The organism is Roseobacter insulae (assembly GCF_019375555.1).
Classification (GTDB): domain Bacteria; phylum Pseudomonadota; class Alphaproteobacteria; order Rhodobacterales; family Rhodobacteraceae; genus Roseobacter; species Roseobacter insulae.
This window is the reverse complement of record NZ_JAHXDN010000002.1, coordinates 469,982-485,608: the sequence shown is the minus strand read 5'-3', so window position 1 is coordinate 485,608 and position 15,627 is coordinate 469,982. Positions and strand designations below refer to the sequence as shown.

13 protein-coding genes are annotated in these 15,627 nt (G+C 61.1%); 4 read left to right on the top strand and 9 right to left on the bottom strand.

What is annotated here, in order from left to right; all coding sequences use genetic code 11:
• Genes KX928_RS08525 through mraZ form a run of 6 tightly spaced genes read right to left on the bottom strand, consistent with a single transcriptional unit; the run spans position 1 to position 6,573 of the window.
• Positions 1 to 1,437, bottom strand: coding sequence for a UDP-N-acetylmuramoyl-tripeptide--D-alanyl-D-alanine ligase (locus KX928_RS08525; protein ID WP_219500999.1), 1,437 nt, complete (start codon positions 1,435 to 1,437; stop codon positions 1 to 3).
• Positions 1,434 to 2,915, bottom strand: a complete 1,482-nt coding sequence (locus KX928_RS08520; protein WP_219500998.1) for a UDP-N-acetylmuramoyl-L-alanyl-D-glutamate--2,6-diaminopimelate ligase — start codon at positions 2,913 to 2,915, stop codon at positions 1,434 to 1,436. Before KX928_RS08520 ends, KX928_RS08525 begins: the two co-directional genes overlap by 4 nt.
• 18 nt (positions 2,916 to 2,933) lie before the next feature.
• On the bottom strand, positions 2,934 to 4,715 hold the full coding sequence (locus tag KX928_RS08515; RefSeq protein WP_219500997.1) for a peptidoglycan D,D-transpeptidase FtsI family protein: 1,782 nt from the start codon (positions 4,713 to 4,715) through the stop codon (positions 2,934 to 2,936).
• Positions 4,712 to 5,074, bottom strand: a complete 363-nt coding sequence (gene ftsL / locus KX928_RS08510; RefSeq protein ID WP_219500996.1) for a cell division protein FtsL — start codon at positions 5,072 to 5,074, stop codon at positions 4,712 to 4,714. Before ftsL ends, KX928_RS08515 begins: the two co-directional genes overlap by 4 nt.
• Complete coding sequence (gene rsmH / locus KX928_RS08505) at positions 5,074 to 6,066, bottom strand: 16S rRNA (cytosine(1402)-N(4))-methyltransferase RsmH (RefSeq protein WP_219500995.1); 993 nt, start codon at positions 6,064 to 6,066, stop codon at positions 5,074 to 5,076. The genes ftsL and rsmH overlap by 1 nt, the downstream gene beginning before the upstream one ends.
• A gap of 3 nt (positions 6,067 to 6,069) precedes the next feature.
• The gene (gene mraZ / locus KX928_RS08500) at positions 6,070 to 6,573 is read right to left on the bottom strand and encodes a division/cell wall cluster transcriptional repressor MraZ (RefSeq protein ID WP_219500994.1); all 504 of its coding nucleotides are present in this window, start codon (positions 6,571 to 6,573) and stop codon (positions 6,070 to 6,072) included.
• Between the two features lie 739 nt (positions 6,574 to 7,312).
• Between mraZ and KX928_RS08495 the strand changes: the two genes are divergently transcribed.
• On the top strand, positions 7,313 to 8,080 hold the full coding sequence (locus tag KX928_RS08495) for a hypothetical protein (protein WP_219500988.1): 768 nt from the start codon (positions 7,313 to 7,315) through the stop codon (positions 8,078 to 8,080).
• Between the two features lie 16 nt (positions 8,081 to 8,096).
• Here KX928_RS08495 and KX928_RS08490 read toward each other — a convergent pair whose 3' ends face one another.
• A complete protein-coding gene (locus KX928_RS08490; RefSeq protein WP_219500986.1) occupies positions 8,097 to 9,167 on the bottom strand; it encodes an Mrp/NBP35 family ATP-binding protein in 1,071 nt (356 codons plus the stop codon).
• A 224-nt stretch (positions 9,168 to 9,391) separates the two neighbouring features.
• On the opposite strand from KX928_RS08490, the gene KX928_RS08485 reads away from it, so the two are divergent.
• Positions 9,392 to 9,628 (top strand): DUF1127 domain-containing protein, encoded by a 237-nt coding sequence (locus KX928_RS08485; RefSeq protein WP_219500983.1) that lies wholly within the window; start codon positions 9,392 to 9,394, stop codon positions 9,626 to 9,628.
• A gap of 573 nt (positions 9,629 to 10,201) precedes the next feature.
• On the opposite strand, the gene KX928_RS08480 is transcribed toward KX928_RS08485, so the two are convergent.
• Positions 10,202 to 10,618, bottom strand: coding sequence for a VOC family protein (locus tag KX928_RS08480; protein ID WP_219500981.1), 417 nt, complete (start codon positions 10,616 to 10,618; stop codon positions 10,202 to 10,204).
• A gap of 278 nt (positions 10,619 to 10,896) precedes the next feature.
• The gene (locus KX928_RS08475; protein ID WP_219500978.1) at positions 10,897 to 13,239 is read right to left on the bottom strand and encodes an ATP-dependent helicase; all 2,343 of its coding nucleotides are present in this window, start codon (positions 13,237 to 13,239) and stop codon (positions 10,897 to 10,899) included.
• 309 nt (positions 13,240 to 13,548) lie between these two features.
• On the opposite strand from KX928_RS08475, the gene KX928_RS08470 reads away from it, so the two are divergent.
• Together KX928_RS08470 and KX928_RS08465 are read left to right on the top strand one after the other, a co-directional pair.
• A complete protein-coding gene (locus tag KX928_RS08470; RefSeq protein WP_219500977.1) occupies positions 13,549 to 14,382 on the top strand; it encodes a glycosyltransferase in 834 nt (277 codons plus the stop codon).
• Between the two features lie 46 nt (positions 14,383 to 14,428).
• On the top strand, positions 14,429 to 15,568 hold the full coding sequence (locus KX928_RS08465; RefSeq protein ID WP_219500975.1) for an alpha-hydroxy acid oxidase: 1,140 nt from the start codon (positions 14,429 to 14,431) through the stop codon (positions 15,566 to 15,568).
• The last annotated feature ends 59 nt before the right edge of the window (positions 15,569 to 15,627 follow it).

The window sequence follows — 15,627 nt, the reverse complement described above, 5'->3', positions numbered from 1 at the left end:
TTATCCTTCTTCCTCGTCCAGCGGGGCATGTCCCATTTTGCGAATGGCGTCAACGATCAGCCCGAGTTTCATGCTCAGCGATCCCTTCGCCAGCACCACGTCGCCGCTGTCGAGATGGCGTTTCAGTCTGGGCAGCACCGCGTCGGAGGTTTCGTACCAGCCGCCGCGTTGCGCATCGGGCAGCAAGTCGTGAAGCGCCCGCATCAGGGGTCCGATGCAATGAATGACGTCGAGGGATTGCGTGGCGGGCAGATGCGCCAGCCCGGCGTGCAGGGCGACCTCGTCAGGGCCCAGTTCCTTCATATCGCCCAGATAGGCAATTCGCCGACCCTTGGAAACGCGCCCCGTGTCGTTGGTCACCGGCGCGGCGGCCAGCACCTCCAGCGCGGCAGCCATCGAGGTCGGATTGGCGTTGTAGCTGTCATCGATCAGGTCGAGCGACAAGCGTGTATCAACCGCATCCAGGTATATCCTTTCGCGCTGACCCCGGCCCTTATAAGGCTTCCACCGCCCGAGCGACCCGACCGCGAGGGCAATGTCGCCGCCCAACGCGGCCACAACCGCCAGCGCCCCCAGCGCATTCATCGCGAAATGCCGCCCCGGCGAGGCGATCTTGAACAACAGCGGCGCATCGCCCATCCGGGCCTGCACAACCGTCGTTTCATCACGCAGATCGGCACGGATTAGTTTGAAATCATACCCTTCCGCGCCGAAGCTGATGTCGCGCAGCTTGCAATCAAGCGCCTTGGCCATGACAATTGCCGCGGTGTCCATATCCGCGTTCAGGACCGCCACCCCGCCCGGCTCAACCCCTTCGAAGATCGACGCCTTCTCAACCGCGATCCCGGTGATGTCGTCGAATGCTTCCAGATGAGCGGCCGCGACGATCGTCACCAGCGCCACGTGCGGTCGCGCCATCCGGGCCAGCGGGGCGATTTCACCGGGATGGTTCATGCCGATCTCGATCACGGCAAAGTCGGTATCCTGCGGCATGCGCGCCAGGGTCAGCGGTACACCCCAATGGTTATTGTAGCTTGCAACAGAGGCATGGGCGCGCCCCTGCGCCGACAGCATCTCCGCCAGCATTTCCTTGGTGGAGGTCTTGCCGACGCTGCCGGTGACCGCGGCAACCTTGCCGGTCATCCGGGCCCGTGCGGCGCGGCCCAGATCGTCCAAGGCGGTCAGCACATCCGGGACAATCAGCAGCGGTGCGTCGGCGGCGACCCCTTCGGGCACGTGATCGACCAGCGCTGCCGCGGCCCCCTTGTCCAGCGCCTGCGCCACGAATTCATGACCGTCCCGCTGATCTTTGAGGGCCACGAACAGATCCCCCGGCTGCAGGGTACGCGTGTCAATGGAAACACCTGTTGCAACCCAGCCCCCCTGCGTCTTGCCGTGCGTCGCGGTTGCGGCGGCCTGCGCTGTCCACAAGCTCATGGAATCCTCCCATCGAGGGCCGCCACGGCGACACTGGCCTGTTCGGCATCGTCGAAGGGTAATACATCGTCCCCCACCGTCTGACCGGTTTCATGCCCTTTGCCGGCGATCAGCAGAGCATCGCCCGGCCCCAGCGCATCCACCCCCCGCAGGATCGCTTCGGCCCGGTCACCCACCTCCTGCGCATCCGGCGTGCCCAGCAAGACCTCTGCCCGGATCATTTCGGGGTCCTCGCTGCGTGGGTTGTCATCCGTGACAATCACCATATCCGCGTTTTCCGAGGCCGCCTGCCCCATCAGCGGCCGCTTGGTGGCATCCCTGTCACCACCGGCACCAATGATGACGATCAGACGCCCGAGAACATGCGGGCGCAGGGCTTTCAGGGCGGTGGCGATGGCATCCGGCGTATGAGCGTAGTCGACAAAGACAGTCGCCCCGTTGTCGCGCTTGGCGACCAGTTGCATGCGTCCGCGCACGGTTTTGAGATCTTCGAAGGTATCGAAGACGTTGTTGGGCTTTTCCCCGCAGGCAATGACCAGCGCTGCGGCCAGCATCACGTTTTCCGCCTGAAAATCGCCGATCAGGTTCAACCGCCGCACGTAGGATTTGCCCAGGTGCAGGAACCGCACGGTTTGTCCGGTCGCGTCCACCTGAATGTTGCCGAGGTGAAAGTCTCCGATGTCGCGCCCGACGCTCACCACCGGACAGCCGCGGGCTGTTGCAATGGCGGCCATATCGACACCGCGTTCTTCCTCGATGTTGATGACGGCCTTGGCATCCTCAGGCAACACCCGGGCAAAGAGCCCGGCCTTGGCATCGAAATAGGCCTCGAAGCTCTCGTGGTAATCCAGATGATCCTGCGAGAAGTTGGTGAATCCCGCCGCTTTCAGCGTGACCCCGTCCAGCCGCCGCTGGTCCAGCCCGTGGCTGGAGGCTTCCATCGCCGCGTGGGTAACGCCGTTCTCTGCCGCCTGGGCCAGCGCCCGGTGCAGGGTGATCGGTTCAGGGGTTGTGTGCATCAGCGGCGCGGTCCATGCGCCTTCCACGCCGGTGGTGCCGAGATTGATGGCCGCGTGCCCCAACAGGGTCCAGATCTGGCGCACGAAGGTACTGACCGAGGTTTTTCCGTTGGTGCCGGTGACGGCCACCATGACAGGGGGCTGGCGCCCAAACCAAAGCGATGCGGCACGCGCCAATGCCTCGCGCGGGGCGGGTGTCACGACGACGGCGGCATCGCTGCGTGCCAGATCGTCCTGCGCGATCCGGGCACCTTCCGCATCGGTCAGAATGGCCGCAGCCCCCATGCGCAGGGCATATTGAATAAACTCTGCCCCGTGCAGTTTGACACCGGGCATCGCGGCGAAGAGAAACCCCTCCTCCACATCCCGGCTGTCCACGGCCAGACCGGTCACATCCGGGTTGCGGCCCGCTTTGGCCGTCAGGCCCAAGGATGAAAGTGTCTTTACCTGTACGCTCATCGCCCCCGCCTTTTCGGCTTAATTCTTGGTGAGCTTTATATCTGTCAATTCCCGAGGTTCAACGGTTGGCCGCAATCCCAGCAGCGGCGCAACACGCTTGATCATCTCGGCGGCCACCGGAACCGCTGTCCAGCCCGCGGTGCGGCGTGGCTTGTCGCCGATGGTGTCCACCGGCTCGTCCAGCGTGACTATAAGAACATAGCGCGGATCATGCGCCGGGAAAATCGACGCGAATGTCGCGATGACCTTGTCATCGTAGTAGCCACCCTGCGGGCGCGGTTTGTCCGCCGTGCCGGTTTTGCCCCCCACGGCGTAGCCTGCCACGTCCCCGAAAGAGGCGGTGCCGTCCGTGACCACCTTGCGCAGCATCCGCCGCGCGGCGGCAGACGAACGTTCAGAAAAGACCCGCTCGCCCAATTGTGGACCGCTCTGCCTGAGAATGGTGGGCTGAACCTTAAACCCACCATTCGCGATGGCGGCGTAGCCCGCTGCCAGATGCATGGGCGACGTCGACAGGCCATGGCCGTAGGATATCGTCATCGTGCTCAGCTCCGACCACTTTTTCGGCAGGAGAGGTTTGCCCGTCGCCGCCTCCACGATCTCGAAATCCGTGGCCTCCAGCATGCCCAGTTCCTGCAGAAACGCGCGCTGACGATCAGTACCGATCTGCATGGCCAGCCGCGCGGTGCCGATGTTCGAGCTTTTTTCGATGATCTTCGAAACGGTCAGCGTGTCGCCATAATTGCGGAAGTCGCGGATCCGGAATTTGCCCCAGCGCAGCGGCCCCTTGGTGTCTATGACGGTCTCGGGGTTCACCAGCCCCAGATCCATTGCCTGTGCGACGGTAAAGATCTTGAAGGTCGATCCGAGCTCATACACCCCCTGCACGGAGCGGTTGAACAAGGGGCTGTCGGATTGGTCGCCGGTGGTGGCTGGCCGGGGGCGATTATTCGGGTCAAAGGTCGGCAGCGATACCACGCTGATCACTTCACCGGTATGCACATCCATCAGAATGGATGTCGCGCCCTTGGCATTCATCAGTTTCATGCCGCCGTAAAGCACCCGTTCTGCCGCGGCCTGAACGGTCAGATCCAATGACAGTGCCAGCGGTTTGTTGCCGTTGGCCGGATCGCGCAGGTGGTCGTCAAAATACTTTTCGACACCGGCCACGCCGATGACCTCTGCGGCATGAACGCCCTCGCGGCCATAGCTCGCCCCGCCCAGCACATGCGCCGCCAGCCGCCCGTTAGGGTAAAGGCGCATGTCGCGCGATCCGAACAGCAGGCCCGGATCGCCAATCTCATGCACTGCCTGCATCTGCTCCGGACTGATTTTCCGCTTGATCCAGATGAATTTGCGCGGCCCGGTGAAATCCGCCAGCAGTTCGTTCTCGTCAAGGTCCGGGAAAACGGCGGCCAACGCCCGCGCCGAATGGGCCGGGTCGATCATCTGCGGGGGCTGGGCATAAAGAGAATGGGTTTCGAAGTTGGTCGCAAGCAGCCGCCCATGCCGGTCGACGATATCAGCGCGCGAGGCGTGTATGCGACTGCCCGGCGCTTCCACCTGCGGCTCGGTCGGCTCCGCAGTGGCCAGCAAGCCCATCCGGGTGCCCACAACGCTGAAGGCGACGACGAAAAACAGCCCCAGCACCAAAAGCCGCCCCTCGGCACGCTGGCGCGCCTGATCGCGCATCTGTTCATGACGGATACGAATATTCTCCCGCTCAATCGCATCAGGGTTTTCACCCTTGGCACGGGCGTCCAGAATACGGGCCAGCGGGCGGAGCGGCGTGCGGATCATGGGCGGGCCTCACCTGTCGTCTCTTCGGTCAGATTGATGACATCCACCGGGTTTGTGATCGGGACCAGCGGGTCTGGTGGATAGGCAACCTGATCGACATATCCAAACTGTTCGGGATGCAGTTCGAGCAATCCCATCCGGTCGAAATTGATCTCTGCCAGATCCCGCAAACGGTCCGGACGGTTCAGATATGCCCATTCCGCACGCAGTACGGCAAGACGTTCATGGGCCTCGCGGATGTCCTGACGCAGCGCGTTCGTCTCTGACAGAGCCGCCTGGGTCGCATAGTTTTCACGGTAGGCCCAGAATGCCAGTCCGATGACGCTGAGTGTTGTCAGGATATAGAAAAACGTCCGCATCAGATGACCTCTTTAAGCATCGGCATGCCGATGGCCCTTGCTTCAATGTCCTTGGCTGGCGCCTCTGTCCGGACAGCCACACGCAACTTGGCCGAGCGCGCCCGCGGATTGGCCGCGATTTCCGATGCGTCGGCAACAATCGCTTTACGCGATTTCAGGATGAAACCCGGCGGTTCCTGCGCCGCCTCCGGCGCGTAACGGTTGGCATTGCCGCCAGCCCCGGCGCGCGCCGTCAGAAAGCGTTTTACCATGCGGTCTTCGACAGAGTGGAAGGTGACAACCGCGAGATATCCGCCCGACTTAAGCGCGCGTTCAGCAGCCATAAGCCCTTGGAAAAGCTCGCCATATTCGTTGTTCACCGCAATTCTCAGAGCCTGGAAGCTGCGGGTTGCAGGGTGCGACTGACCGGGCTTGGAACGGGGAAGGCAGCTTTCGATGATGGCGGCCAGCCGCAGGGTTGTCGTGATCTTTTCCTGAGCGCGCTCGCGCACAATGGCCTTGGCGATGCGGCGGCTGGCCCGCTCCTCTCCATAAAGAAACAGGATGTTGGCAATGGTCTCCTCGGGGGCGTCGTTGACGATATCCGCCGCCGACATGCCCTCCTGGCTCATGCGCATGTCGAGCGGGCCGTCGCGCATGAATGAAAACCCGCGCGCCGCCAGATCAAGCTGCATGGAGGAAACGCCCAGATCCAGAACCACGCCATCCAGTTCCGTCGCATAGTCATCCATTTTTGAGAACACGCCCTGCTGTTGCACAAGGCGATCCCCGTAGGTGTCCGCCCATGTGGCCGCCATGTCAAAGGCCAGCGGATCCCGGTCCACCGCGATCACCCGATCAGCGCCCGCGTCCAGCAGCCCGCGCGTGTATCCACCGGCACCGAAGGTACCGTCCAGCCAGGTTCCGGTGACGGGTTCGACAGCCCTGAGGATGGCGGACAACAGAACCGGAATATGCGGGGCAGACGTGTCAGAGGAGGCCGCAGCAGCCATGACTTACTCCCCTTGCTTACCATCCAGAAAGACCAGCGGGTCAAAATCATCCGGCAACTCATCCAGCCACGCTTCTGTCCTGGCGTTTTCCTCGGCATCGTAGGTTTCCGGTTGCCAGATCTGGAAAGTGTCACCGGCGGCAATGAAAAACGCTTCCTTGTCCAGACCGATCTTCTGCCGCAGCTTGGCCGGCAGCACCAGGCGCCCGGTCTCATCCACCGAGGTTGGAAAGGATTGCCCGTGGAAAAGACGCTGGAGCATCTTTCGCTCCATCGACCCCCGGGGCAGCGCGTCGATCTTGTCGTCAACCTCGTTGATCGCTTCCATTGTATAGCATTCAAGATAATTGCGGCGGTGATCGCCGTAGACGATAACCAGTTCGGGGGCGTCGCCCGAGGTCCAGTTGGGATCAGCGGCCTCGATCACACGCCGAAAAGAGGCTGGGATAGAGACCCGCCCCTTTGCATCGACCTTGTGATGGCTTTCGCCTCTGAACCTGCGGCTCACTGCCTTATCCCAATCTTCCGCGCCCCGCTGAGGTTGACGCCTATCCCCCTGTCGTGAAATGGAAACGGCGGGTTGATCTGCTGCCACTGATCAACCCGCCGCCCTCGTCCCGCATCTGCGGGGAAGTCCAGCTGCGCGCGCCACCTGGGGGGATGTCTGCTCGCTCGCGCGCCGGATCTCTTGGTCAGCTGAAAGCGAGGTGCCTGTATGAAACCTGCTAGAGTTTTTTGTTTTGCGTGGGGTCGTTTGGTGCCCCGGCTCGTTCTCATCTGATGTCATAAGGTATAACGTGGGAAATCATGGTACAGCAAGGGATTTTTGGTTACGAATTCCCTAATCCTCGCCATTAACCTTAACGAAGATTAGTGTTTTGGTCAAAATTTGCTGGATATGGACAATAAATTGTATTGAAATGAGATATCGCCACAACATATTGATTCGTGAAATTCCCCCTATTTGCTCCCCTGAATTCCCAACTTTTTCCAGATACGGCCTTACTCACTCCAATTGTTCATATTTTGTTCTTATTCCGAACTACGGAAAATCGCCCTTAAACACGGTTTCAAAAGGTAAATTGATTCGTTCAGCGCTGCGCGACGCCGGATCACGCAGCCTCGCAATCAGATCGTCCCATCAATTCCCATAGCCTTGCGACTGGCGAAATTCACGCCGCGGTGTTCCTGCCAGCGCCATCACGCGATAGAGACGAGACCAGCACACAATTGAAAGTGACAGTCCCTTGAGTACACCTATCAACATCTTCAACCGCACCTTTGCTTTGATCTTCGCGGAACCCGGACAAACTCTGAAAGTCATCTCCCCCGGGGTGATTGCCTGCACCGTCGCAGCAATTCTGACCGGCGCAAGTGTTACCGGTTTGGACGCGACGGACCTGGCCGTTCCATCGGTTACAAATCCGCTGCTCTTCATCTGCGCGCTGGTGATCGGCGCGTTCGGCATCATCGCTTTTGCAGTTCTCTGGCACCGGCACGCGCTTTTGACTGATGACGCAAGGGCGGAGGTTATGCGCCCATCGGCAGGCGTGTTCGGTCAATACCTGCTGGGTGCGATCATCATTTTCGGCATCACCTTCGTTGCGAGCATCCCGGGAGGGTTCGTCATCGGCCTTCTGGCGGCGATCTTCCCGCAGACAGCGAGCGCCAGTTACCTGATTGGCGTGGCCCTCGGCGCGATGCTCGGCATTTTCCTCAGCTGGATCGCCCTGCGGGTCAGTCTGATCCTGCCGGCCGCGGCGATTGGTCAGAAACTGAAGTTGTCCGAAAGCTGGCGCGCCACTGGTACGATCTCGCGCGATGTGTTCTGGACGGCGGTCTTGCTGGGCGTACTGAACTTTGTCATTGCGGAGCTATCGGGCGGCATTGCTGCGATGCTGCCCGGGCTGTCTATTGCCGTCGGCAGTATCCAGATCGTCATTCAATCGCTGATTTACGTCAGCGTGCTCAGCACATTGTACGGTCACTTGATACAAGGGCGACCACTTACCTGATCCGCCCGGGGCGGCATCATGCCATGCCGCCCTTGATCAACCCCTCCGCAATCTGCGCATAAGCCTGCGCCATTGCGCTGTCGCCTGCCGCGATCGGGGTGCCACCATCGCCGGCCAGACGGGTGTCCAGATCAATCGGCAGCGCCCCCAGCAACGGCACGCCCAGCTTCTGCGCCTCGGCAGCGACACCGCCTTGCCCGAATATCTGGTGCTCCGCTCCGCAGTCCGGACAGACAAACATCGACATGTTCTCGATCAGCCCCAGCACCGGTGTCTTCAGCGTATCGAACATATCAAGCGCTTTGCGCGCATCGATCAGGGCCACATCCTGCGGCGTGGACACGACGATGGCGCCCGTCAGCTCCGACTTGGTGCAAAGTGTCAGTTGCACATCACCAGTGCCCGGCGGCAGATCGACAAGCAATATGTCCAGCTCCCCCCACTCTACCTGACCCAGCATCTGTTGCAGGGCGCCCATCAGCATCGGCCCGCGCCACACAACTGCCTTGCCTTCTTCCAGCATGAAGCCGATCGACATAAGCGTGACGCCATGGGCGTGCAGCGGGATAATCGTTTTACCGTCGGGGGACGCCGGACGCTTGCTGACCCCCATCATGCGCGGCTGGGACGGCCCGTAGATGTCGGCGTCCAGCAGCCCCACTTTCCGACCCGCCCGCGCCAGGGCAACCGCGAGGTTCGAGGCGACGGTGGATTTGCCGACCCCTCCCTTGCCGGATCCAATTGCCAGAATGCGTTTTACACCGCTCGGTTTGGTTGGACCCGCCTGCGGCTTTGGATGCCCGCCGATCTTCAGGCTGGGTGCTGCCGGTTTTTCCGCCGGCCCATGCGCCGTCAGCGCGACAGAGACACGCGACACCCCCGGCAACTCTGACACAAGCTTTTCAGCAGCGTCCCGCAATGGTCCCATCTGGCGGGCCACCTCGGGCGTCGGCGCTTCGATAACAAAGCGTACAGAACCGCCATCAACCGCGAGGGCACGAATCAAATCATGCGCCAAAAGGCTTTTCCCGTCGGGAAGTGCGATGCGCTCCAGCGCCGCCTCTATTTCAGCTTTCGTCACAGACATGCTCATTTTCTCCTCACGTGCGCCGCTTTTGCCAGCACCTGTTTCCGCTAACGGGATGTAAGCTCTCCAACTGCCTAACCCTATAGCGGCACGCATAAATTTACGCTAGGTCGCCCATGCAATTGCTGCATAGCAGCATTGTCGAGCTGTCTATTGTGCAAGTGCAGCATAAGCATACATAACGGTCACAACACGAAGATGAACAAGAACACGAGGCAAACATCATGGCCTATTACACACATACGAACACAGCGACCGCCAGCCTGATTGAACGGGGCCTGGCCGCCACCGCATCCCTGCTGAATGCAGCAGCACAACGTTATGCACGCTACCGTGTCTACCGTCAGACATACAATGAGCTCGCAGGTCTGAACGACCGCGAACTGAACGATCTGGGCCTCAGCCGGTCCATGATCAGAGGTCTGGCATACGAAGCGGCACAATCGCACACAGGCAAGTAAGCCTGTTCGGGATCACGCGCCCATCTCCTCCCTAGGACGCGTGACACTTCGCGGCGACATCTCCTCCTCCCCTGATGTCGTCGCACGAATTCCAGCTCGCGGGATGACGTGAGCACCTGCTTCAGACCCTTCTTTCGGGTCCGGCAGGGAACCAAGATCAGGCGCGCCTTTCCTCCTCCCTGGGGCGTCTGCGTAAGGCGGTGGCATCTATCCTCCTCCCAGATGTCACCGTCCCTTTTTATTCGGGCCGCAAGGCCTGCCGCGATACGTCCAAGAAGCTTCCTCCTCCCTGCTTCTTGAGGCGGATACGAGAAGGCGGCTCCCACCTCCCGGGAGTCGCCTTTTTTTTACGGAAGGGCGAGATTTCAAAGGCCGCTGTGACCCCTTTCCTGACCTTCTGAAAGGTGGCGAATGGCTGCTATTATGCGCAAGCGGAAAAACCTTCAACAGCGGCTTTGGGTTTGGACGAGGATCGTAGCCGCGCGAAACAAGATCGGTCCGCTGCGCCCCATAGCGCGCGGTCTTCGGGTCGGGCACGCGAAAAATGCGCAGTCGTCTCCTGCGAAACCCGCGTTATCCGTCTCGTCCGGGTTCGTCCGGATTGCTGGAGAACAGGGCGATCTTGTTGCCTTGAGGGTCGCGAAGGTAGCCAACATAAAAATGCGGGCCGTACGACGCGCGGAAGCCCGGCTGGCCTTCGTCAAGGCCGCCTGCGGCAAGGGCTGCGGCGTGGAGATCGCGTACCTGCTGCTGATTGCGCGCCTCGAAGGCAACCATGGTACCATTCCCAGCCGAGGCCGGACTTCCGTCGAAGGGTGATTTAACATAGAAATCCGGCAGAACGGGTGACTGGCCCGGTTGTACGGGCAGTGCGAAACTCAGGTCCCCATGCACCTCATCCAGCCCGTAACCGAGGGCTGGCAGGAACGCAGAGTAAAACCGCTTGGCGAGAGCGATGTCATCGGCACCGACGGTGACGTAGGCAATCATGCTGCGTATTCCTTTTCGGAAGTCTGGCCACCCACACAAATTCACCATGCTTTTGGCACGCCAAGACAACTCGGATCAATAGCCGCAGCACGGAACCGCCCATGATCGACTGTCCGGGCATATTGCGGCCAGGGGTTTGATGCAGATATTCAGCAACACTGAGACCGACCGTTCGCTGAACGGCTCCTCCACAGTCGAATTCAGCGCAATGCCGCGAAAGCCGCGATGCCCCGATAGCGGACGTCAAAACGATAAAGGTATCGCCGAAGCGCCGGATTTCAGAATGGAATATCGTCACAGCCGGTCACGAATTTCGCGACGACTTTTTTGAGACCGGCCTTTTCGAATGCGATCTCAAGTTTGTCACCCTCGATGCCCTGAATAGCGCCATAGCCGAACTTTTGATGGAAAACCCGCTCTCCCACAACAAAGCTCGACACGGCGGACATGTCGATCACCGTGTTTTTTGACTCGCGCGGCTGGCTGACCGGGCGCTCCTGACTGCGCGCCTGCAGCCGCCGCCACCCCGGCGAGTTGTAGACATTTGCCTCGGCTGCAGCGTCGTGCAGGTTAGATGTCGGCGCGGCGGCGCCGTATCCTCCTCCGTAAAGGCCGGGCGGGGTCAGAACCTCAACGTGATCCTGCGGCAATTCGTCGATGAATCGCGAAGGCATTGAACTCTGCCACTGACCGAAAACGCGCCGGTTCGCCGCAAAGGAGATCGTGCAGACCTCTTCGGCCCGCGTGATACCCACGTAGGCAAGCCTGCGCTCCTCCTCCAGACCCTTGAGCCCGCTTTCATCCATCGACCGTTGAGAGGGGAAAAGCCCATCTTCCCAACCCGGCAGGAACACCACCGGAAACTCCAGCCCCTTGGCCGCGTGCAGTGTCATGATGGAGACTTTTTCCCCGCCATCGTCGCTTTCGTTGTCCATGATCAGGCTGACATGTTCGAGAAAACCCTGCAGGTTGTCGAATTGCTCCAGCGCCTTGACGAGTTCCTTGAGGTTTTCGAGCCGCCCGGGGGCTTCCGGTGTCTTGTCATTCTGCCAATGGGCGGTGTAGCCGCTCTCATCCAGGATGATTTCGGCCAGTTCCATATGGCTGAGGTCCTTGTCTCCCGCCATGTGGCCCCAACGATCAATCCCACTGATCAGCTTGGCCAGTTCCACCCCGCCCTTGCCGCCAACCGCCTTGGTGTCAACCACAAGCCGGGCGCCTTCCACAAGGCTGACGCCGTTTTCGCGCGCGGTGCGCTGGATCGTCTGACGTGCCTTGTCGCCCAATCCGCGTTTTGGCGTATTGACGATCCGCTCAAAGGCGAGATCGTCATCCGGGCTGACCACCACGCGGAAATAGGCCATGGCATCGCGGATCTCCATCCGCTCGTAAAACCTTGGCCCGCCGATCACGCGGTAGGGCAGCCCGATGGTCAGGAACCGGTCCTCGAAGGCCCGCATCTGGTGCGACGCACGCACCAGAATGGCCATCTGGTCAAGGCCGAATTTCGCCAGTCCCCGCGTGCCACGTTGTGCCGCTTCCACTTCTTCACCGATCCAGCGGGCCTCTTCCTCGCCGTCCCAGTGGCCGATCAGGCGCACTTTCTCACCCTCGGTGAGCTCAGTGAACAGCGTTTTGCCCAGACGTCCCTGGTTGCCTTCGATGACACCCGAGGCGGCCGCGAGGATATGCGGGGTGGAGCGGTAGTTCTGCTCCAGCCGCACCACATGCGCGCCCGGAAAATCCTTTTCGAACCGCAGGATATTGCCCACTTCGGCCCCGCGCCAGCCATAGATTGACTGGTCATCGTCGCCCACGCAGCAGATGTTCTTATGCCCGCCCGCCAGAAGCCGCAGCCAGAGATATTGCGCGACGTTGGTGTCCTGATACTCGTCCACCAGAATGTACGCGAACCAGCGCTGGTACTGCGCCAGGACATCGCCGTGCGTTTGAAAGATCGTCACCATGTGCAGCAACAGATCACCGAAATCCGTCGCGTTGAGTTCTTTTAACCGTTCCTGGTACTGCGCATAAAGCACCACGCCGCGATGGTTGTAAGCACCCCCGTCACTGGCCGGGACCTTATCGGGCGTCAGCGCCCGGTTCTTCCATCCGTCAATGATATTTGCCAGCTGCCGCGCAGGCCAGCGCTTGTCGTCAATGCCATCCGCCGCCACCAGTTGTTTGAGCAGGCGCAGTTGATCGTCGGTATCCAGAATGGTGAAATTCGACTTGAGCCCGACCAGTTCCGCATGGCGGCGCAGCAGTTTCACGCAGATCGCATGGAAGGTGCCCAGCCACGGCATTCCCTCGATCTGCTGCCCCAGCATCTGGCCCACGCGGTTTTTCATCTCCCGCGCGGCCTTGTTGGTGAAGGTCACCGCCAGTACCTCATTCGGACGCGCGCGGCCTGTGTTCAGCAAATGCACGATGCGCGCCGTGAGGGCACGGGTTTTCCCGGTGCCGGCGCCCGCCAGCATCAAAACCGGACCCTCCAGCTGTTCAACGGCGGCACGCTGTGCCGGGTTCAGACCGTCCAGATAAGGTTGTGGCCGTGCCGCCATCGCGCGGGCGGAGAGAGAGGCCCCGTCGAAGGCGTCCATTTCGTCATAGCTGCTCATGCCGGGAGCATAGCTTTGGCGCGCAGGAAAGAAAAGGCATGTTCGGCTTCTGTTCCGCCTTCGTGGCCGGTATTTCTGTCAGGAGCGTGAGAGCCGCGGGTCGGCCGTCCTGATTGTCGCCTGCGACGATCCTGGGCGGGCATAGGTTCATGCGGACCCGCAGATCCCGAAGGTGAGGACAGCGCCGGCCTTCGAGGCAGCGTCACCTCAAGGCATCACCTGTGGCGGCACTGCTGACAGGAGCTTGCGCGCGCAGAGTGACCCGCCTAGGATTCCCCGACAGACGAGCAGCAAAACGGTAGCGTGATCATGTCCAGCAGCCTGCAGGCGGTTTTCCAGACCCGGTATTCGTTTTTCGGGCAATCTGGGTGGCGCTCGGATACCAGCAAGGCACAGGAGCTGTTGTTTGACCCTGAGAGGCTGAACAAGCGGCTCGACCTGTTTCTCAAGATGAACCTTGCCTGCCTGCGCGACCAGTCCGATCCCGATTTCAAGCTGGTGGTGCTGACCTCCTCTCTCCTGCCCCAGGATCATCTCAAGCTGCTCACCGAAGCCTGTCACGACGTGATCGGCAAAAAACGGGCGCATGTGATTGCCCGGGCGCCGGGCAGCGCCGGACGCTGGCTGCAGAAATTCACCCAGAGGCGATTGAACACCCATAGCCACTCCGCGCAGATCGTTCTGGACGACGATGATGCGGTATCGGTTGATTTCGTGGAATCCTGCAAGCGCGAGGGAGAGTTCGCGCTTAGCCGGTTTCGCGACGATCAGGACTGTGTTTACCTGTCCTATGCAACGGGTATGACAGCGCGTTTTGAAGATGACGGGATTACCCTGATGCCGCGGGTGGTGCCGTTCACCAATCTGGGCCTTGCGCTTGTCGCTCCGACAGACACAAGCAAGAACCCCTATATGCTGGCTCACAAGAAAGTCGCACGGCGCCACGCGGTACGGGTGAACTACGATCAGCGTCCCTATTACATCCGCGCAGTGCATGATTCCAACGACAGCCGTGCCATGCACGATGATGTCGCGCTCTCCGCCGAGGCGATTGAGAAGGCAATGCCCTATTTCCCGCTGCTGAAGGACCTGACTGTCAAGGTGCCCGCCGAAGCGGAAGCCTCCCCCTCCTCCGCCGCGTGATGGGTCAGCTGCACTGTCAAAACACAAGGCTTGGGGGCGGGACCTGATGAACCCTCATGCACGATACCCGGCCATCAGCGACCTGCGGACAGCGGCGCGTCGGCGGATTCCCCGGTTCGTCTGGGAATATCTGGATTCCGCAACCGGCACCGAGGCCACGAAACGCCGCAACCGTGCAGCGCTGGACCGGGTCGGGCTGATGCCTTCCATTCTGCACGGCGAAGGCGATGCGGATTTGCGCACGCGGTTGATGGGTCGTGATCTGCCCCTGCCCTTTGGCATCGCGCCGGTAGGCATGTCGGGTCTGATGTGGCCGGATGCCGAAGGCCATCTTGCCCGCGCGGCCGCCAAAGCGGGCATACCCTATTCGCTCTCAACCGTTGCCAGCCAGTCGCCGGAAGAGCTTGCGCCACACATTGGCCCCGAGGCGTGGTTCCAGATGTACCCGCCCCGGGACGAGGAAATTCGCAAGGACATGCTGGCGCGCGCCCGCACCGCAGGATTTCACACGCTTATCCTGACCGTCGACGTTCCCGTGGCGTCGCGCCGGGAACGCCAGACGCGCTCGGGCCTGACGCAGCCGCCGCGCCTGACCCGGCGCCTGCTTGCGCAGGTGGCAACCTGCCCGGCATGGGCGATGGGCATGGCGCGGCGCGGCATGCCGCGGATGCGTGGATTGGATAAATACACGACCAAAACCGCGACCGCCCTGTCGTCCACGCAACACGCAGGGTACCTGCTGCGCACGTCGCCCGACTGGAGTTACGTGCAATGGCTGCGCGATGAATGGCCGGACGCCTTTGTGATCAAGGGCGTGTTGCGACCGGAAGACGCGCCGAAACTCGAAGCCATCGGGGTCGATGCGCTGTGGGTGTCCAATCATGCCGGACGCCAGTTCGATGCAGCCCCCGCCGCGATAGAGGCCTTGCCCGCGGTCAGGGCGGCGACAGAGCTGCCGCTGATCTTCGATTCCGGTGTCGAGGGCGGGTTGGACATACTGCGCGCGCTCGCTTCGGGTGCCGATTTCGTGATGCTGGGCCGCGCCTTCCATTTCGCACTGGCGGCGCTTGGTCCCTCCGGAATTGACCATCTGATCGACTTACTGACGAAGGATCTCGAGGCCAACATGGGCCAGATCGGCGCCACGTCTCTGCAAGGGCTGCCAGCGCCCTTCCGTCTGGATTGATCTTCCCGGGGATGTCCCCGCTGCCGTAATTCGCCCTAAATATGCCGCTGGGTCACTTT